Genomic DNA, 18885 nt, shown 5'->3' with positions numbered 1-18885 from the left:
CGGAGTCCCGCTCGGTGTGCGTCCCAGAATCCATCGGCGTCGAGCCGTCGGGCACTTCGTTGCCATTCCCCCCACAAGCAACCAGGAGCCATCCACTCACGACAGCGCCCACGAGCCACTTCGACATCGCTCCCCGTCCCATACGCTCTTTCAACATGAGAATCCTCTTCTAAACCGCCTCGGCGAGTCCGCTAAACATGGAGCCCAGCATGCTCGAAGAAGGAGAGGAGGACATCGGGACGATGCTGTAGGGCACGGAATTCTCTTCGTGCCAGGCGCATGAGGTCCGAAATGGCAGGGGGCGCTGCGTTGAGCAAAGCCTCCTTCACCACGCCATTGCAGCCCTCCTCTGGGTTGAGGTCAGGGGCGTATGGGGGAAGCCACTCCACGCGGAAGTCCTGCGCGTGTCGCTGCAGCCATGCGGTGACGGCCTTCGAACGGTGTGCCTGAAGGCGGTCCCAGATGATGACCAGAGGGCGTCCGATGCGCCGGCGGAAGTACCGCAATGCGGCGATGACTTCTTTGTCGTGGACAGCTCCGACGAAGTGGCGAGCGAACACCCTGGGGCGTTCACGCCCCCACGGGGCCGTCAGCAGCACGATGCTGGAGACTTCACGACGCCTACTCAGACGCTTGAGGACTCGGACTTGTCCCACCGGCGCCCAGGTGGTGCCCAGGCGGGCCCGAAACGTGTGACCCGTCTCATCCAAGAAGGCAATCGTCCCCCCGCTTCTTCGAGCCCCTTTTAATGCGAGGCCAGTCTCTCTTTACCCAGGCTTCTATGAGCACATCATCCCGCTCGCGGGCTTGGGGACGAGGGCGATGCGCGGAGAACCCCAGCCGATGCAGAGGCCTCGACAATGAGCGCGGGTGGTACCGCACGCCCCAGCGTCGCTCAATGAGACGCGCGATGCGTGGAAGGGTCCATCGCTCCGTGGGAAAGCCAGCCCGAGAGGCGCCGGCCTTGAGCACTCGGGCCACTTGCTTCCACTGCGAAGAGCTCAGCCTCGAGGGGCGGCCCTTATGGGGCTTGCGCCGCAGACTCCTGCTGCCCCCCAGCGCGAGGGCTTTGCCCCACTGTGACACAGCTCCTCGGCTGACGCCGCACTCGTCCGCCACGTCTATCGGGCGCCAGCCCGATTTCAGCAGCGCAGCGGCGAACAGTCGCCGCTCCTCCATCTGCTCGGACGTCAACCTGAATGGCTGCTGCCCCATCACCACTACCCCCTTCATCGGAACAACCGCTCCGGTGTTTAGGGGATTCGCCGAGGCGGTTTAGACGGCCCCATCTAGCATGAGGAGTGAGGAGGCAAGAAACCGGGTAGGTCTCCGGCGCAGGCAGTGCGTCAAGGCCTCGGCGGCGACTGCACGGCAGCTTTGCAATCGTCGTCGAAGACGGCAACGCAATGTTCGACGACGGGGCCGGCGCTCACGTCTCAGCGCCTTTCGAGGCAAGGATTGCAGCACGGGAGGCGGCCAGAAATGCCGTGCTCTGGACGCGCCATTCGTTGCCGCATCCTTGCCTGAATGAGGGCACGTAAGGCCCCCTCCCCCCTGGATGGGCGCTTCTCACGGAAGACCGCGAGTCACTTCGTGGTGGGCACGGGGTCGACAGTGCTGTCCTGGCGTGGCGCCTGGAGCGCGGGAGGCGATGCGCTCAGCGCGCCCAGGTAGAGCCGGCCGTGGAAGCCGTGGGGCTGCTGGGTGGTGAAGAGCTCCAGGCCAGCGGCCTGCTTGGAGGACTGCCGTGCCTCGAGCGTCGGGCTGATGCCGAAGACGTTGCACTCCACCTCCTCCTCCCAGACGCTGTAGCGGCAGACGAACTGGGTGCCTCGCTGGAAGCCCACATCCACGGCACGCACCGAGGGCAGGGCGCGCGCCACGCGAGCGCCCATGGGCTCGAAGTCGCCATCCCAGCTCACCTCCGTGGTGCGCGCGTGGACGCTGCCCGTGAGCGCCAGCGTCCAGGCCTGGGGGCGCTTCGACTGGGCGTTCAGCAGGTGCTGGGCCATCTGCGCCTCGCGCTCATTGCCGTGGGCCATGTCGGAGTCGATGGCGGCCACGTCCACGTCCTTTCCGGAGATGCGCATGCGGCGGACCTGCTCGACAAGCCACAGCATGGCGCGGCTGCTGCGCCCGTCCTGGTATACCCGGCGCCAGAAAGCGCTCTCCGAGAGGAGCTCCTGAACGGCCGCTGAATCGCCGTCGCTGGCCAGGTAGCGTTCGAGGAGCGGCTTCTCGGAGACGGGAATGGACAGCGCCAGCGTCACCGGCAGTTCCTGGGCCGAGGCCTCGCACAACATCCGCAGCGCCGCGGACGGCACCTCCTCCGTGCCCAGGGGGTCCGCCACGAGCAGGACGCCTCCCGCGGAGAACAGGGACGAGGCCCCCGCCAAGGGAGCACCACACAAGGGAGGGGCGGAGGTGGCGGTGGTCCCACCCGTCTCGCCCCAGCTCTCCATCACCACCGAGCGAATGGGAACGGGGGGATTGCCGCCCACCAGCTCCAGCGCGGGAGCCATCTCCAACTGCTCCAGCAGCTTCTGCTCGAAATCCAGGTCGCGGTAGCCGTGCGCCGGCCGGTAGCCCTCCAGCCCAGGGATATCAGTGAAGGCTCCCGGCACGGAGAGATGCACGCTGGACCGACCGGATGCCTCCGCAGTGTAGCCTCCCCCTTCCTGCGTGTACCTGAGGCGAAAGACTCGAATGAGTGCCTGCCGGGGCCCGAGCCGCTTCCCCTGGATGTAGTAGCGCTCGGGGGGAATGACGTCCGGAATGAAGGACGAGAACATCTCCAGTCCCCCCTCCTTCTCCCCCACGTCATAGCGGCTCTTCTCCAGGATGTACCGGGCCGTCATCATCGCGTCCTCGGCGGGCACCTGATAGACGACCTCGTGCATGGGCGTCTCGTACTGCCCCGTCTCCGGATTGTACTGGGTGGCGATACCTCGCATGCCGGTGGCGCACCCCACGCCCCCCAAGAGCCCCAGCACCAGTGCAAACCGTCGCATCGCTACCTCCATGAGCCACAGGTCCTGGAGGCGGGTTTCGGGCCTCCTTGCCGCGTCAACCGCTGAAACGCTTGGGCGCGTAGGACATATTGCCACCGCCCGGTAGATGGAGGAATGGAGCGGGCACGGTGTTGACGGTGGTGACCTGGAGCGCGGGAGGCGATGCGGTCGGCCCGCCAGGGAGGGCCGGCCATGGAAGCCGTGGGGCCCCCAATTCGGTCGCCGCGTCTTGGGTCCGTGTCACGCGATTGAACGGACTCAACGAGACCCGTTTCGGAAAACGAGATGCGAGCGAAACTCGAGGCGTCCGGCCTGCCGCCACCGCGCGAGCCGCGGGGGGATTCGCGGCTGTCGATTCCTCTGCTCACTTCCCGCGGACTCCGCCAGATACAAGTGCAATAAGCTTCGCCAAGAGGGCGATGGTTTCGGAGCTCCCCATCCAGGCTGGGACATGATGGGTTGAACCCTTTCACGCGACATCGACCCATGCCTTGACGCTCGCCGGTGGCGGAGCCAGAGCTTCATGAGCGGCCAGGCGTTGGCTCCGTATTCGGGCGTGTGCTATCCACGGGAGTCCCGAGCAGAATCGAGGGGGAGTGATGCGCAAAGAACTGTGGCTACCGTTGGCGGCGCTGCTTCTGGCGAGTCTTCAGGCACAGGCGCAGGAGGCGCCGGGCCCTCGAAACCGGGCCGAGGCTGTCGAGATCATCGCGGGGCTCCGCAAGATCGTGGCGCCCGAGGGGATGGAGCGCACCGAGAAGCTCCGCATCGGGGGCATCGACCAATGGGTCTCGGTCCGCAGCCGCGACCTGCGCAATCCGGTGCTGCTCGTGCTCCATGGCGGCCCCGGTTGGGTGACGATGCCGACGAGCTGGTATGTCTCGCACGGCTGGGACGAGTTCTTCACCGTCATCCATTGGGACCAGCGCGGCTCGGGCAAGACGTATGTCTCGAACGATCCGGCCATGGTCGCCCCGACGCTCACAGTCGAGCAGGTGCACGCCGATGTCGAGGAGCTCGTCAAATGGGTGCGCAAAACCTTCGGCAAGGAGAAGATCTTCGTCCTCGGCCATAGTTGGGGGAGCCTCCTCGGGCTCACCCTCGCGGAGAGGCACCCCGAATGGCTCCACGCCTATATCGGCGCCGCCCAGGGCATTGATGCGCGGGAGAGCGAGCGGCGCGGCTGGGCCTGGGCGATGGAACAGGCGCGCGCGGCGAAGAACGCAGAGGCGATCCGCGACCTCGAATCGATCGCGCCCTATGCCGTTGGCAAGAAGCCGGTAGCGTTGAAGGACATCCTGCTCCAGCGCCGCTGGCTCAATTTCTTCGGGGGTGCCGCCTATCGGCGTCCCGATGCGAGCTTCGAGGCCGCAGCGGTGAATCTGTCGCCCGAATACACCGACGAGGAGGTACGCCAGGTCTGGAAGGCGCAGGATTCCTCGGTCGAGAGGCTCCTTGCCGCGGTACTGACGGCGGACCTGTCGCATGTGAAGCGGCTGAAGACGCCGCTGATCCTGTTCCTCGGACGCCACGACCGCAATGTCTCGGCGACGGTGGCCGCCGAATGGTTCGCGGGCGTCAAGGCGCCGTCGAAGCGGCTCGTCTGGTTCGAGCAGTCTGCGCACGAAATGATGGCCGAGGAGCCGGGCAAGGTGCTGCTCTCACTCGTCCGCGATGCCCGTCCGATCGCCGAGCGCGCCGGCGATGTCGCGCCCGCCAGCACCCAATAGAGCAGGCCACAGCGAGGAAGTGAGGCTGCCTTGAGTGTTGACGACAGGGGAAGCCTCGTCCCCTGTTCTTTCAACCAGGGAGCGCATGGGGCATCTTCCGAACTACGACTGTAGAGCCGAGGACCCTACCCGTGGTGGCCAACATGAGCGCATCCGTACCGACTGAAATCACGCACCAGGTTTCAAGCGCCTGCGCAGTGATTGGCCGTCACCTCGCCAGTTCCCTGCAGGCCATCCACCTTTTCGGCTCAACAGTTGATGGGGGGCTGAAACCACACAGCGACATCGATTTGCTGGTCACCGTCAGCGCCCCATTGACCGAAGCCGTTCGACACGCGCTGAGCAAGGAGCTGTTGTCGGTCTCGGCATGGCCAGTGACGCATGAATCGCTCCGCCCTCTCGAAGTGACCGTTGTCGTCCGGGATGCGGTCGTCCCTTGGCGCTACCCGCCGTCGCGCGAACTTCAATTCGGGGAATGGTTGCGCGGAGAACTGGAAGCAGGCCGCGTCCAGCCCGCCGTCGTGGACCCCGACCTGGCAATCTTGCTGGCGAAGGCAAGGAGGCACAGCATCTGCCTGTTGGGCGCGCCAGCAACCGACATTTTCGCCCCCGTGCCCCGAACCGATCTGGCGAGAGCGTTCTACGACACCGTTCTCCAATGGAACGAACCTGCGGACTGGCGAGGGGACGAAAGGACCGTGGTGCTTGCGCTGGCTCGCATCTGGTTCAGCCTGTCGACGGGGGGAATCGCCCCCAAGGACGTTGCGGCCCAGTGGGTCATTGAACGCCTGCCGGATGAACATCAAGGTGTCGTGCGCAGTGCGCGGGCGTCTTACCTTGGAGAGACACAGGACGACCTGGCCAGGAGAGGCCCGGAAGTCGACGCGTTCGTACACTGCGCCAAGGCGACCATCGAACGATTGTATTTGGAATTGCAGCCCGACAATCCGGCAGCTCGCTGAACCTGTGCCTACCCAAAATCCGGTCGCTGCGTCCCGAGCGCGCCAAGGCGAGTGAGCGCGGCGGGCGAGTACGAGCTCCACGCCCAGCGCAAAGTGGGCGGACACGTCAGCCCCCGTCGCTGACGTGTCAGTGACACGGGATTCCCCTGGCACTCGGAGACTGGCTTCACCGCAAAGCGTTGAAATGACTGGAGCCGTTCCTCCGCAGGCCCTGGCGCGAACATTGCTCTCGTCGCCTGCGCATCCATCCACGGCACCTCGTATCGACCTCAGGGCTCCCTGTGCAAAACAAGACCTGGACCGACGCAGCCCTTCTCGATCATCTCCAGAAAGCCGTCTACCTGGAGCTGTGGACCATCCCCCTCTATCTGACGGCCGCCTATTCCTTGCAGGTTCCCGGCACGAACGCTCAGCTCCCGCCCCAGCAGGTGACTGTTCGCGGAAAGAAGAACCCCAACCGAAGCCGGGAGCAGCTCGCCTTCAACAACATCTACTCGGTCGTCGTGCAGGAGATGCTGCACCTCGAGCTGGCCAGCAACCTCTTCAATGCGCTGTTCGCCCCCAAGGGATACTCGCCGAAGTTCACGGGCGAATGGGCGCCGCGGTACGACCGGTTCCCGTCCTGGATCGCGGTCAACAAGCCCGTGAAGCTCGGGCCGGTGAACCCTGAGCAAATGTCCCTCCTGGCCGCCATCGAGACCCCCGAACCCAAGTCCGATGGCGCGCCGAACGGGCCGCAAGATGTCTACGATTCCATCGGTCAGTTCTACAAGGCCATCGAGCAGGGCATCCATCAGCGCTGGAACGAACTCTACCAGCCCGACGCGGACCACCGGCAGAAGAGCGAATTCGCCAACCCGCAATATAAAAGAGACGACTACACCAGGTTCAGCAGCACCATCGGCGGTGACAGCCGCACCGCGCTGAAACAGGCGAATGAGGTGCTCCAGGCCATTGTCGGGCAGGGCGAGGGCAACTTGGGGCCCATCATCGACGCAGAGCTCCGCCCCGAGGATGCCAACGACCTGGAGGATCAGTTCAGCCATTTCGCGCGATTCCGGATGGTGCAGGCCATGCTGAAGTTCGGCGGCCCGCTGAAGACCTATCCCACCACGGGGAGCAGTGGGCTCGCGGCCGCGCAGCAGCAGCTCACCGCCGGATTCACGAGCCTCTTGACCGCCTTGGAGAAGGGCTATGCCGGGGACGACGAACTTGACCTCGGTAGCATGTGGGCTCTTCCCAAGCAAATCGTGTCCGTGTGGTCCGCGGGCGGGGTGCCTCAGTTCTAATCATCCCTCACAAAGTCAGGGCTGAGCTGAACATTGGAAAGGGCCAGCTCCCTGTTTCGCGGCGTCGCGTGTCTTGATGCGGCAGGAACAGGCTCGCTGTGCCTGGCCCAGGTTTTGTCTTTCGACATACCTGAATAGAAATGAACAGTCGTTTCATCAAGAAGAACAGAGGGGGTTGTGTGCTCATGCGGATGAAGGCCGGTCTGGCCCTGGTGGCTGCGGTCAGCGGTTTGATGACGGGGTGTGTGGAGGAGTCCTCTCGGGACCAGGCTCCAGAAGGGCTCGCGAGCAAGGACGATGCCCGCGTGCACGGACTGAGCAAGGCGACCAGCCGGGGCCGCGAGTTCTGGCTGGCCTTCCCGGGGAACTACCAGCCCACTGCGGTGCTCACGTTGTTCATCGCCAGTGACACGGCGACGACGGGGCAGGTTCGCGTTCCGGGGCAGGGGCTGTCCTTCGACTTCTCGGTGACGCCGGGGCAGGTGACGGCGGTGGCGCTGCCCTCCTCGGTGGCACAGGTGGCCGTGGATGGCGTGGAGCCCAAGGGCATCCACGTCACCGCGGGCGCGGACATCTCCGTGTATGGGCTCAACAGGCTCCTGCAAACGACGGATGCGTTCCTGGGCCTGCCCACCGCGAGCCTGGGCACGGACTACGTGGTGCAGGCCTATCCGAACGTCAACGTCCTCAACGGCTCGCAGTTCTCCGTCGTGGCCACGGAGGATGCGACGGAGGTGACCATCACTCCCGCGAGTGGGGTGGGCAACCACGCCGCGGGGGTGCCCTTCCACGTGGCGCTGAACAAGGGGCAGACGTACCAGCTTCGCAACACGGGGGCCGCGCCCTCGGACGTCTCCGGAACGCTCGTTCATGCCACGCGCCCGGTGGCGGTCTTCGGCGGGCATCAGTGCGCCAACATCCCGGATGGCACCACCATCGCCTGTGACTACCTGGTGGAGCAGCTCCCCCCGACCTCGACGTGGGGGCGGCGCTTCGTCACCGTGCCGCTGGCCACACGCCTCGGCGGGGACACCTTCCGCTTCGCGGCCGCCAGGGACGGCACGCAGGTGAGCCTCAACGGCGCGGTGGTGGCGCAACTCCAGCGCGGCCAGGTGTTCCAGACGAACATCCAGGGCTCGGCGAGCATCACCGCCAACGAGCCCATCCTCGTGACGCAGTACTCCAATGGCTCGGGCTTCGATGGCATCCCGTCCGACCCGTTCATGATGTTGGTGCCGCCCTTCGAGCAGTTCGCCGCCCAGTACACCGTCACCACGCCGAGCTCGGGGTTCCGCAGCAACTTCGCCAACATCGTGGTCCCCAACGACGTCGTGGCCGAGGTGATGCTGGACGGGGCGCTCATCCCGGCGAGCCAGTTCCAGGCCATCGGGGCCAGCGGCTTCTCGGGGGCCCAGCTCCCCGTCGCGCTGGGGGCGCACCACCTGTCCGCGCCGCAGCCCTTCGGCGTCATGCTCTATGGGTTCGATGCCTTCGACTCCTATGGCTACCCGGGAGGAATGGCCCTGGCGCCCGTGGCGGAGGTGAGCAAGCTCACGCTGTCGCCCCGAGAGGGCGTCGCCGTCGTGGGGGACCTCTACTGCGTGACGGCCACGGTCCGGGACGCCGCGGACCGGCCGCTCGCGGGCGTGCGAGTGGACTTCGCTGCGTCCGGAGTGAACTCCGCCTTGGCCTCCGTGAACACCACCGCAGACGGGCAGGCCGAGTTCTGCTTCGAGGGCACCGCACCCGGCGAGGATGCGGTGACCGCGAGCATCGGCTCGGTGACCGACCAGGTGCAGGTGACCTGGACGAAGCCCAATGCCCCGCCCATCGTGAACGCCGGGCCCGACCTGGAGGGCATGGCCTCCCAGCAGTTGACGCTGCGGGGCTCGGCCTCGGACCCGGATGGTGACCCGCTCACCTATGCCTGGAGCTATGTGGCGCCCCCGGGCGTGCACTGCACCTTCGGGTCGCCTTCAGCCCCGGTCTCGAGCATCCAGTGTGACGGGGCCGGCACCGTCACCGTGACGCTGACCGCCAATGACGGCACCGCGACCGCCACCGACAGCGCCCAGGTGGTGCTCGGCTGGGCGTCGGAGCTCACGATGTGCGGCCTGCCCCGCTACACGAACGGGACCTCTCTCAAGGCGTGCGGCTGGGCCACCGCGGGCGGCAGCAGCACGGGCATCGTCTCCGCGTACTTCACCGTGGATGGCGGCGCGCCCATCCCCGTCATGCCCGACGCGGGCGGCGGCTACGTCTCCACCCAGCTTCACCTCACGGAGGGGACACACGTGGTCCGGCTGAGCGTCGTGGACGCGCTGGGGCACGTGACGTGGCGCGAGCAGACGGTGTCCGCGGACTTCACGCCGCCGGTGCTCGTCATCCTGTCGCCCACCGAGCAGGAGACCAACCCCGACCCGGTCGTCACGATGGTCATCCAGCAGCAGGACGCCAGCCCCGCCACGGTGGTGACCCAGGGGTTCGTGACGGAGGACGTGCCCGCGGGCAGCAACGTGCTGCGGCACACGGTGAACCTGGTGCACCGCGACTGGTCGCTCGTCCACGTCCGGGCCACGGACGCCGCGGGCAACACGACCGAGGTGGTGGCGCGCGTATACGTGGCGCCCTGAGCGCGGCGTGGCCCAGGGCGGGAGAATGACGCTCGCCCGGGCCCGTTCAGGCCGGAGACGCCGACCCGCGCTGGATGCCCCTGTTCGTCACGACCAGGGGCTTGGTGGCTGAGCAGGGGACACGCAATCGTCCGCCGGCCCAAACGTAGCCGCTCCTGAAGCCGCCGACCGGCTTCAGGAGACGCCGCGATGGGTTCCGTTCTGGGTGGACTGCGTCAAAGCCTGCGCTCGCTGGGCCGCAGCCCCGGCTTCACGCTGGGGTGTGTCCTGATGCTGGCGGTGGGCATCGGAGCGAGCACCGCGCTCTTCAGCGTGGTGGAAGGCGTTCTGCTGCGTCCCCTGCCCTATCCGCGCCCCGAGCGCCTCGTGGAGCTCTCCCAGCGCGCGGCGGACGGACATCCGATGCGGTTCTCGGACCCCAACTTCGAGGATGTGCGGACGCGCGCTCGCACCGTCTCAGCGCTGGCCCAGGTGTCGGGAGCGGCGAGCGTCGCCGTCACGGGCGCCGACGAGCCGGCCTTCGCCACGCTGGCGCTCGCCTCACGCGACTTCTTCCCCGCCTTCGCGGTGCGGCCTGTCCAGGGACGCCTCTTCGCGGAGGAGGAGCAGCAGGCGGGAGGAGCTCCCGTGGTGATGGTGAGCCACGCCTTCTGGAAGCGCTACCTGGGCGCACGGCCGCTGCCCCTGCCGGACACCCTCACCTTCGAGGGGCGCGCGTACACCGTGGTGGGCGTGATGCCCGAGTTCTTCGACTACCCGGTGGGCACGCAGCTGTGGGCTCCGCGAGAGCAGGTGCCTCCCCTGCCCAGCCGCACCGCACACAACTGGCGGGTGGTGGGAAGGCTGGCGGACGGCGTCGACCTCCAGGCCGCGCGAGTGGAGCTCACACACATCGCCCGCGAGCTCGAAGCCCAGTACGGCCAGGACACGCGGATGCATGACATCGCCGTGGAGCCCTTGCAAGAGAGCCTGGTGGGCCGCGTGCGGTCCACGCTCTACCTGCTTGCGGGCGCCGCGGCCTTCCTGCTGCTGGTGGCGGGCGCCAACGTCACGAACCTGCTGCTCGCCCGCGCGGCCACCCGTGCCCGGGAGCTCGCCATTCACGTGGCCCTGGGCGCGGGGCCCGGAGCGTTGACCCGGCGGTTCCTCATGGAGTCGCTCCTGCTGTCACTGGCGGGAGGCGCACTGGGGGCCGTGCTTGCCGCCTGGGGCGTGCGCGCGCTGCTCGCGGCCGAGCCGGGCCACCTGCCACGGGTCGACGAGGTGGGGGTGAACGCCACGGTGCTCCTCTTCTCCCTCGGGCTCTCGCTGCTGCTCGCACTGGGGCTGGGGTTGCTGACGGCGCTGCGCGCGGCGCGGCAGCCCCGGGGGCCGCGCTGGCGGGCGCGGGGCGCACGCACAGCGGAGGAGGGAGCGCCGAGCGCACGCGCCGAGCCTCGTCGTGGGGCAGCTCGCGCTCGCATTGGTCCTCCTGGTGGGCGCGGCGCTGCTCGGGCGGAGCCTGATGGGGCTGCTCTCGCTGGACCCGGGGTATCGCACCGAGGATGTCGCGGTGCTCAGCCTCGTGCTCCCTCCGGCCAAGGACGAGGCGCAGGGGCGGCAAAACGTGCAGTTGCAGGAGCACCTCCTCTCGCGACTGGCGGCGCTGCCCGGCGTGCGCGCGGTGGGCGCCGTGAGCAACTTCCCGCTCGAGGGAAGCCCGGCGGGGGATGGCACCTTCATCGTGCTCAACCGCCCCGACGAGGTGGGGGACTTCAAGGACTTCGGGCGGCTGGCGCGCGAGCCCGAGCGCACCGGCACCGCCGAGTACCGCGTGGCGAGCGAGGGCTACTTCGCCGCGCTCGGCATCCCGCTCGTACGCGGGCGTCTGTTCGATGCGCGCGACACCTTCGACGCGCCGCACGTGGCCGTCATCAGCGAGTCGCTCGCGAAGGCCCGCTGGCCCCACGAGGACCCGCTGGGCAAGCTCATTCAGTTCGGCAACATGGACGGAAACCTGCGTCCCTTCACCATTGTCGGCGTGGTGGGGGACGTGCGGGAGCAAGGGCTGGATGACGCGCCCAGGCCCATGTTCTATGGCGGCTCCCGGCAGCGTCTGCGGGCCTCCTCCCGCTTCCACCTCGCCGTGCACGGGCCAATGGGCTCCGCGGCCCTGGTCACCGCGGCGCTGCCGGTGCTGCGAGAGCTTGCCCCCGAACTGCCCTCGCGCCTGTCCACGGTGGAGGGATTGCTCGCGGGCTCACTCGCCCCCAGACGCTTCAGCCTCCTGCTGCTGGGCGCCTTCGGTGCGATGGCGCTGCTGCTCTCGGTGGCGGGCCTCGCGGCCGTCGTGTCCTACGCGGTGGCGCAGCGCACGCGGGAATTCGGTATCCGCTTCGCGCTGGGCGCGACGACGGAAGACGTGCTGGGGCTGGTGCTCCGGCAGGCGGCGCGGCTCGCGGGGCTGGGAATCGTGCTCGGCGTGCTGGGGGCCCTGGGGCTCAGTCAGGTGCTCGCGGGGCTCGTGTACGGAGTGAGCACCACGGACCCGCTCGTCTTCCTCGTGGTGGCGCTCCTCCTGCTCGGCGTGGCGCTGCTCGCGAGCTGGCTGCCAGCCCGACGTGCTTCGCGCGTGGACCCGATGACCGTGCTTCGCTCGGAGGCCTGAAGCGCCTGTGCCTGTTCCACGCGAACAGGAACCGCGTCATGGCGGCCAGCGAGTGCGGTCGCAGCGGAGGCTGACCCAAGCCGCACTCCATGGGGGAGACAGGGTGCCGCCTCCCACCACGCCTCGGAGCCGGGTGAGGCCTCCACGGCCCGGACCTCGGGGGCGGACAGCGGCGGCAGGACTTGGGGCGCGGTGGCCGTTCCCCGAACGAAGACCGCGCGGTCCCAGTAGGAATCGATGCGGGTCCATCGCAGCGTCTGGCCCCGCCGCACAACCGGATCCGGTAGTCCGGAGCCGCTTCCAGATGCCCCCCTATCGCGCGCATGTTCGACATTGAGGCCCCACCATTCTTCGGGCCCCATCTGCAAGACGATGCATGGAATGACGCGTTTGCTAGCGCATCTGGGTGATATCCCAATCCCCAGGTTCCGGTGTCTAATGAGGCATGCGCGAACACACGTGGAAATGGAGCACGGTGGGGATGTTCCTCCTGGGAATGGGAACGCTCATTCCCACGTCGGCGCACGCCTGTGCCGCCCCCAACTGCATGGTGGGGGTGCGCTTTCCCCTCCCCGAGGACGGCGGTGCGGTGCCCGCGAACGTCCCCGGACTGGTGACAGTGCCGCCGCTGCTGGAGAGCGTGGATTCCTCCACCGTTCGGCTGCTGTTGCCGGATGGAACGCAGGTGCCCGCGACCGTCACGCCGGGCGCGCATCAGACGCAGGTCCTGGTCCCGGACGCACCGCTGGTGCCAGGCACCACGTACCGCATCGAGGCAAAGGGTGTCTGTCAGTTCCAGCCAACCCAGACCGAGTCCGTGACCTTCGCCGCCGGCCCCGCACTCCCGCTACCCACGACCACCGGCACCCTGACGGTTGACACGCCGAGCCAGGGTATCTTCAACGTGTACGGGGATTCGAGCTGCGGCGACAGGCAGGTGGAAGGAAACTTCACCACGCTGCGCTTTACGCCGTCACCAGAGTTGGTGCCGTTCCTCCCGTGGGTGCATTGGACGGTGGAGGTGGACGGCGAGCCCTGGTCGTATGCGAAGCACAGCGGGCTGACCTCCACCGGTGAGGAGAACCTCGAGCCGCGTCGCTACGAATACAACCGGCAGTTGCTCTTCCTCCATACATTCTGCGACTACGTGAGCTGCGCTGACTCCTACCACCGGCCGCCCATCGACAGCCTCCCGCCCGGACGACACCGGGCCACGCTCAAGGCGACGCTGGAGCACGCGAACATCACGCTTCCCCCCGTGAGCGTGGACTTCGAGTTGAGCTGCGCGGCACGGGCCGCGAACGTGGGAATGAGCCAGATGCGCGGATGCTCGGATGGGGGGACCGAGATGGACGGGGGGACCGAGATGGACGGGGGGACCGAGATGGACGGAGGTATCGTGAACGAGGACCCGCTCCCTGAGCCGGTCGACACCAAGAAGGGCTGCACCCAGGCCGGAGGCGGACTGACGGTGCTGGGCCTTCTCTCGACGCTCTCGCTCTTGAGCGGCCGGAACTCGCGCCGCGCGAAGTAGCTGGCCACACATGCGACATGTGCCAAGAACGACGGTTGCTCGCTCGCATATTCGGGTCCGAACGTAGCCTCCAGAATCCATACAGGTGAATCATGGGACAGACCGCAGACCCCTCGAAGACGTCGCCGCTGGTCCTGACGAATCCCAAGGGACTGTTCGACCCGGCGCCCTACGGCTTCTCGCACGTGGCGCAGGTGGCGCCAGGCACCCGGCTCATCTACCTGGCGGGGCAAGGTGGGGAGAGTGAGACCGGGGCCCTCCAGCCCGACTTCCGTCTCCAGGTGCGACAAGCGTTCCAGAACATCCGCACGGCCCTGGAGTCCGTGGGAGCTGGCGTCGGCGATGTCGCCAAGCTCACGATGCTCGTGGTGGACCACACGGAGGAGAAGCTCCGGATCATCGGCCCCGAGCTGGACGCGGCCTGGAACGGCGGCATGAAGCCGACCTGTACGCTGATTCCCGTCCCTCGGCTGGCGCTGGATGGGATGCTCTTCGAAGTCGAAGCGGTCGCTGTCCTACGTGCCTGACAGCGCGTAGCCACATGGGATGAATCCGCCCTCCGCATCGCGTTGAGTGAGGGCTTCTTCCGTCGGTCATTCGGCCAGCGTCCGCGCCCGCCGCCTCCGCTTGACTCTCCCCCAAGGGGAGACCGCCACCCTCCGCGCATGTCACCCGAAGACGCATCTCGGAGGAAGGTCATGGCGGTAGTCCTTGGAACACTCATCCTGCTCGTGGGAGCGGCTGCGGGCACCTGGTGGTGGATGGGGCGAGCACTCTTCCGGCCGGGCACCGTGGAGCAAGCGCTGGCCGCGCGGGGCGAAACGCTGGAGGTTCCTCCTGGGCAACGGGCGGACGCCCCGTCCTGGCAGGTGTCGCCGGACGTGCGCCTCCACCACGTCGCCGTGGGCGAGGGGCGGGACGTCGTCGTCGTGCATGGCGGCCCCGGCCTCCCCCGGCGAGGCCCTGGCGCGCGGCGGCCATGACAGGCGACTCCCTGCGCTGGCACTTCTATGACCAGCGAGGCTGCGGCGCCTCTTCACGCCCCTTTACCCACGCGCCCCCGGCGGCACGTGGCAGACGCTGCAGACGGTGGAGGCTCGACTGGGACTCGCCGCGCAGCTCGCGGACCTCGAGCGCATCCGGCGCGTGCTCGGCAAGGAGCGCCTCACGCTGGTGGGACACTCCTTCGGAGCCCTAGTGGCCGCGCTGTACGCCGCGGAGTGGCCCGAGCGGGTGGAGGCCCTCGTGCTGGTGGCACCCGCGCCGTTGGTGACGATGCCCGCTGGCGACGGCGACCTCTTCACCCAGGTGCGGGCCCGGCTTGACGAGGCAGGCCAGCGCGAGCTGGCGGCGTGGATGAAGCACACCTTCGACTTCCCTGCCCGCCTGAAGGACGACGAGGCCCGGCTCGCCGAGCACTTCGCCGCCTTCGGACCGCTGTACGTCCAGGCCCTGCGGCGCGAGCATCCCGACGCGAAGCTTCCCGGCTCCGGTGCCGCCGGAGGCTTTCTCTCGCTGGGGCTCTACCTGAGCCTGGGCCGGCATCACGACTGGAGCGACTGGCTGCGCCGGGTGCGCGCGCGCACGCTCGTCATCCATGGCGCCCAGGACCTCCAGCCCCGCTCGGCCACCGCGCGCGTGGTAGAAGCGCTTCCCCACGCGCGGCTGGTGGAGCTGGCGGGCAGCGGGCACTTTCCCTTCGAGGAGCAGCCCGAGTTGTTCGCGGCCACGGTGCGCGCCTTCCTTTCGGAGGAGGAGCGATGAGCGGACTGCTGTATTCCATTGGCGAGACGTCGCGCATCACCGGCCTGACCGTGAAGGCGCTGCGCCTCTACCAGGAGAAGAATCTGCTCGTTCCCTCCCGTGTGGACCCCTCCTCCGGCTACCGATACTACACCGAGCGAGACATCGCCCTGGCCCACACGCTGCGCGCCCTGCGCGACCTGAAACTGTCCCTGGAGGAGATTCAGGGTGTGCTCGCGGAGCTGGACTCGGGCGCCTCGCTCGCGGAGCAACTGACCCGCGTGCGAGCCCGGCTCGCCGAGGAGGCCGCCAGCACGCAACGCTCCGTGCTCGCGCTGGACACGCTGCTGAGGCACCAGGCCCAGGCGGAGGCGTACCTGCGTGCACCACCGCCACTCGTCGAGCGTTGGCTCCCTCCGGTCCGCGTCGCCGTGCATCGAGCACGGGGGCGGTACTCCGACGCGTCGGTGGTCTTCCCACGGCTGCTCGCCGCGTGCGGTCCCCATATGGCCGGTGCCCCCTTCAGTCTCCTGCACGAGGCGGAGTACCGCGAGGACGACGCGGACCTGTCCTGGTGTGTCCCCCTGACACCGGGAGCCACGCCGGAAGGCGTCTGCATCGAGGAATTGCCCGAGGTACAGGCAGTCGTGCTCGTCCACTCCGGGGCCCCCGACTCGGTGGGCCCTTCCTGGGCCCGACTCTTCGCCCACGTCCATGCGAAGGAGCGCACCCCATCCGTCCCCTTGCGCGAGACGCACCTGCGCGTGGGCACGGCGAATGGTGACTCATGGCTGACCGAGCTCGCTCTGTCATGGGAGCGGAACGGGCTTCGGAGCACGGCCTGAGGCGGGCTGCGGTCCTACCGAGCCCAACGCCAAGCCCGACGAGGGGAGCGGGGCCCGCGCGGGCTCAGTCGGCGCCCGGAAGCAGCGAGGGGGCAGAGAAGAAGAGCAGCCCACGGCTCAGCATGGGGAGCCATGCGCTGTAGTGGTCATCGCCGGGAAACTCCAGGTACTGGACCGCGAAATCGCCGCCACCCATCGCCTCGAGCTCCACGGCGAGCTCACGGGCATTGTCGACCATCCGCCGCTCCGCGGCGAACATGCCCCGCGTCCCCTCACTCTTGCGCGGCTTCTGCTCCAGCCCTCCTACCGTGAGCAGCACGCGCGCCTTCACCGGGGTCCGCGCGAACCGCTCCAGGAAGGCCTTCTTCTCGGTGAGCACGTAGCGGTCGTTCCACCAGATGGACGGGCTCCCCGCGATGAAGGTGTCGAAGGACGTGGGCCTCGTAAAGAACGCATGCAGCACCAGGAGGCCGCCATAGGAGTGGCCCATCAGTGCGGTGCGAGAGCCGTCGATCGGCAATCTCGAAGCAAGCGCAGGCTCGAGTTCCTTCTTCAAGAAGTCCAGGAAGCGATCCGCCCCACCCTGCTTCTTCGAGAACCGGTCCCCCGTGTTCGAGAGATTCGGGGCGGGCGGCGTGTAGTCCTCACCGCGTGCCTGGTCGCTGTGGGCCGGGTCACCCGGGTAGGTCAGCCCGACGATGACCGGCGTTGCCGCCGCGACGCCGAAGCCCCGCGCGAGCCTGGGGAGGGCGCGTGTGAGGCGCTCCAGGGTGGGAAAGTGCGCACCGCCATCCAGCAGGTAGATGACCGGATGGCCGGCGGCGGGCGCGGGGCCTTCGGGGACCGCCACGTACAACCGGTGGGTCCGTCCGGTGTGGGTCGAGTCGAGATCGAACTGGAAGGTGTCCTGGAGCGTCACCGGAGCCCCATCCACCCGAGCCACCGGCGCGGCACGGGATACCGGCCCCGAGGCGCAACTGGCGGTCAGCAGGCCCGCCGCGAGGAGCACGTGGAAGCGTGCGGCGAGCAGCGGGTTCAGCAAGCGCAACCCAAGGGAGCGCGCCGGCGCGAGGGGGATGAAGAGACTCATGGCGGGAGACCCGGTGATGACGGATGAATTGGAGCCCCGCCCATGCACGGCGGGGGCTCCGAACGGCAGGCGGGTGGCTAGCGAATCCGGAGGAGGCCGCGCACCTGGCCCTCGACGACCGTCTTCGCGTCCCCGAGGCCCGTCTCGGGGCTCATGAGGCGGAAGCGCGTCTGGGCATTGTCATTGATGAACTCCGGCAGCACCAGGAGCTCACCCGGATTCTGCGGGATGGTGCGGCCGTTGGTGGGCACGAGGTCGTCCCGGACGACGGGCGTCGCGGTCGGCGCGTCGCCGAGGGTGACCTCCCACAGGCTCCACCAGGCGCCCACGGCGGCGCTCTGCCCGTTGAACGTCCGCTCGGCGGCCACCGCGGCGTCCCAGGCGGACTGCGCGGCGGCCTTGTTCATCACCCGCAGGTAGCCCTTGCCGGGAGCGCCAGGCAGGAGCATGGCGGCGATGTCACCCTCCGTCCCCGGGTTGATGAAGGAATCGAGCGTGGTGGACCACGCATCGAACTCGCCAGTCGCGGGATCGAAGCGGACCATGCAGGGCGCGCCGGTGGTCCCGGGAGACACGAAGTGCGCTCCGCTGCCCAGGGACTCGGTGGCGTAATAAATCTTCCCATCCGTGTGCTTGACGCCGTCGCGCGCCCAGCCGCAGCGATTGTCGACCTTGACGGTCACCTCGTCGGTCTTCGTGTCCACGATGACCAGCGCCGTCTTCGCCGGAACCGTCTTCACGTCCGCGGCGTGCCAGCCACCGGCGATGATGACGTCGTCGCCAGCGGTGATGGCCAGGCTCTGCGAATAGCGGAACGAGAAGTCGCCGTCCTTGAGCTGGGACGTCAGGTCCTTCGACGTGATGATGGCGAGGTCCTGGGGATTCCAGATGACCAGCTTGTAGTTCACGTGGTCGAAGTAATAGGCCTTCGTCTCGCTGACGAAGTAGTGCTGGGACTGATAGCCACCGGTCGCGGCGACACCCTGGCTGGTGAACGAAAGCGGATCTCCGGCCTTGAGCGAACCATCCGCGTTGAGGGTGTAGGGGGTCACCGTCGGCAGTTTCGAACTGCTGACGATGAACTTGCCAGTGCCCGGCAGGCCGGCGGCGATGTACGCGTCCGCGGGAAGCTCGATTGCGTCGCCAATCCCGACGGTCTGCGCCTTCTCGATGTCGTCCAACGTCACCAGGTAGCTCTGGGTGTTTCCACCAGCGATGGCGACCTGGGTGATGGCGGCGTAGAGGGGCTCGTCGGTTCCAGCGTCGGGGACCACCTGGGGACCGTCCGAATCCGAGCAGGCGGTGGCGGACACGGCGAGGGCGAGGGCGAGGAGTGAGGCTTTCAGCTTCATCGGGCTTCCTTTTAGCGAAGGGTTCCTGCGAGGAGACTCGAAGCGCCTC

General features: G+C 67.9%; 15 protein-coding genes and 1 pseudogene. 11 read left to right on the top strand and 5 right to left on the bottom strand.

Going from position 1 to position 18885, the window contains the following annotated elements; genetic code table 11:
- Positions 1–191 precede the first annotated feature (191 nt).
- The 3 genes from QEG98_RS09535 to QEG98_RS09530 all read right to left on the bottom strand — a co-directional run bounded on the left by QEG98_RS09535 (position 192) and on the right by QEG98_RS09530 (position 3011).
- A complete protein-coding gene (locus QEG98_RS09535) occupies positions 192–710 on the bottom strand; it encodes a transposase (RefSeq protein ID WP_316566499.1) in 519 nt (172 codons plus the stop codon).
- Positions 703–1179: a winged helix-turn-helix domain-containing protein gene (locus tag QEG98_RS41780; RefSeq protein ID WP_410478064.1), complete on the bottom strand. Its 477-nt coding sequence runs from the start codon at positions 1177–1179 to the stop codon at positions 703–705. The genes QEG98_RS09535 and QEG98_RS41780 overlap by 8 nt, the downstream gene beginning before the upstream one ends.
- A gap of 407 nt (positions 1180–1586) precedes the next feature.
- Positions 1587–3011: a hypothetical protein gene (locus tag QEG98_RS09530; protein ID WP_316566498.1), complete on the bottom strand. Its 1425-nt coding sequence runs from the start codon at positions 3009–3011 to the stop codon at positions 1587–1589.
- Positions 3012–3610: 599 nt separating this feature from the next.
- On the opposite strand from QEG98_RS09530, the gene QEG98_RS09525 reads away from it, so the two are divergent.
- From QEG98_RS09525 to QEG98_RS09475, 11 genes and pseudogenes are all read left to right on the top strand, one after another.
- Complete coding sequence (locus tag QEG98_RS09525; RefSeq protein ID WP_316566497.1) at positions 3611–4741, top strand: alpha/beta fold hydrolase; 1131 nt, start codon at positions 3611–3613, stop codon at positions 4739–4741.
- Positions 4742–4884: 143 nt separating this feature from the next.
- Positions 4885–5703, top strand: coding sequence for an AadA family aminoglycoside 3''-O-nucleotidyltransferase (locus tag QEG98_RS09520; protein WP_316567857.1), 819 nt, complete (start codon positions 4885–4887; stop codon positions 5701–5703).
- A 281-nt stretch (positions 5704–5984) separates the two neighbouring features.
- Entirely contained in the window at positions 5985–6992 is a 1008-nt protein-coding gene (locus QEG98_RS09515; protein WP_316566496.1) for a ferritin-like domain-containing protein, read from the top strand.
- Positions 6993–7177: 185 nt separating this feature from the next.
- Positions 7178–9625, top strand: coding sequence for an Ig-like domain-containing protein (locus tag QEG98_RS09510; protein ID WP_316566495.1), 2448 nt, complete (start codon positions 7178–7180; stop codon positions 9623–9625).
- A 189-nt stretch (positions 9626–9814) separates the two neighbouring features.
- A pseudogene (locus QEG98_RS09505) lies at positions 9815–10927 on the top strand (ABC transporter permease); the annotation flags it as partial.
- 139 nt (positions 10928–11066) lie between these two features.
- Positions 11067–12272: an FtsX-like permease family protein gene (locus tag QEG98_RS09500; protein WP_316566494.1), complete on the top strand. Its 1206-nt coding sequence runs from the start codon at positions 11067–11069 to the stop codon at positions 12270–12272.
- A 445-nt stretch (positions 12273–12717) separates the two neighbouring features.
- Entirely contained in the window at positions 12718–13806 is a 1089-nt protein-coding gene (locus tag QEG98_RS09495; protein ID WP_316566493.1) for a hypothetical protein, read from the top strand.
- Positions 13807–13898: 92 nt separating this feature from the next.
- On the top strand, positions 13899–14333 hold the full coding sequence (locus tag QEG98_RS09490; protein ID WP_090494602.1) for a RidA family protein: 435 nt from the start codon (positions 13899–13901) through the stop codon (positions 14331–14333).
- Between the two features lie 171 nt (positions 14334–14504).
- Complete coding sequence (locus QEG98_RS09485; RefSeq protein ID WP_316566492.1) at positions 14505–14789, top strand: hypothetical protein; 285 nt, start codon at positions 14505–14507, stop codon at positions 14787–14789.
- 106 nt (positions 14790–14895) lie between these two features.
- A complete protein-coding gene (locus QEG98_RS09480) occupies positions 14896–15570 on the top strand; it encodes an alpha/beta fold hydrolase (RefSeq protein ID WP_316566491.1) in 675 nt (224 codons plus the stop codon).
- Positions 15567–16394 (top strand): MerR family transcriptional regulator, encoded by an 828-nt coding sequence (locus QEG98_RS09475; RefSeq protein ID WP_316566490.1) that lies wholly within the window; start codon positions 15567–15569, stop codon positions 16392–16394. The genes QEG98_RS09480 and QEG98_RS09475 overlap by 4 nt, the downstream gene beginning before the upstream one ends.
- Before the next feature lie 64 nt (positions 16395–16458).
- On the opposite strand, the gene QEG98_RS09470 is transcribed toward QEG98_RS09475, so the two are convergent.
- Together QEG98_RS09470 and QEG98_RS09465 are read right to left on the bottom strand one after the other, a co-directional pair.
- Positions 16459–17484 (bottom strand): alpha/beta hydrolase, encoded by a 1026-nt coding sequence (locus QEG98_RS09470; RefSeq protein WP_316566489.1) that lies wholly within the window; start codon positions 17482–17484, stop codon positions 16459–16461.
- A gap of 77 nt (positions 17485–17561) precedes the next feature.
- On the bottom strand, positions 17562–18836 hold the full coding sequence (locus QEG98_RS09465) for a hypothetical protein (protein ID WP_316566488.1): 1275 nt from the start codon (positions 18834–18836) through the stop codon (positions 17562–17564).
- Positions 18837–18885: the final 49 nt, after the last annotated feature.

It is taken from the genome of Myxococcus sp. MxC21-1 (assembly GCF_032612255.1).
In the GTDB taxonomy this organism is placed as follows: Bacteria; Myxococcota; Myxococcia; order Myxococcales; family Myxococcaceae; genus Myxococcus; species Myxococcus virescens.
This window is presented reverse-complemented; position numbering and strand designations above follow the sequence as displayed.

Excerpts from the sequence above, each read along its gene's own strand:
- QEG98_RS41780 (WP_410478064.1), bottom strand. The coding sequence starts at position 1,179 with ATGGAGGAGCGGCGACTGTTCGCCGCTGCGCTGCTGAAATCGGGCTGG.
- QEG98_RS09530 (WP_316566498.1), bottom strand. The coding sequence starts at position 3,011 with ATGCGACGGTTTGCACTGGTGCTGGGGCTCTTGGGGGGCGTGGGGTGC.
- QEG98_RS09525 (WP_316566497.1), top strand. The coding sequence starts at position 3,611 with ATGCGCAAAGAACTGTGGCTACCGTTGGCGGCGCTGCTTCTGGCGAGT.
- QEG98_RS09520 (WP_316567857.1), top strand. The coding sequence starts at position 4,885 with ATGAGCGCATCCGTACCGACTGAAATCACGCACCAGGTTTCAAGCGCC.
- QEG98_RS09510 (WP_316566495.1), top strand. The coding sequence starts at position 7,178 with ATGCGGATGAAGGCCGGTCTGGCCCTGGTGGCTGCGGTCAGCGGTTTG.
- QEG98_RS09495 (WP_316566493.1), top strand. The coding sequence starts at position 12,718 with ATGCGCGAACACACGTGGAAATGGAGCACGGTGGGGATGTTCCTCCTG.
- QEG98_RS09490 (WP_090494602.1), top strand. The coding sequence starts at position 13,899 with ATGGGACAGACCGCAGACCCCTCGAAGACGTCGCCGCTGGTCCTGACG.
- QEG98_RS09485 (WP_316566492.1), top strand. The coding sequence starts at position 14,505 with ATGGCGGTAGTCCTTGGAACACTCATCCTGCTCGTGGGAGCGGCTGCG.
- QEG98_RS09475 (WP_316566490.1), top strand. The coding sequence starts at position 15,567 with ATGAGCGGACTGCTGTATTCCATTGGCGAGACGTCGCGCATCACCGGC.
- QEG98_RS09470 (WP_316566489.1), bottom strand. The coding sequence starts at position 17,484 with ATGAGTCTCTTCATCCCCCTCGCGCCGGCGCGCTCCCTTGGGTTGCGC.
- QEG98_RS09465 (WP_316566488.1), bottom strand. The coding sequence starts at position 18,836 with ATGAAGCTGAAAGCCTCACTCCTCGCCCTCGCCCTCGCCGTGTCCGCC.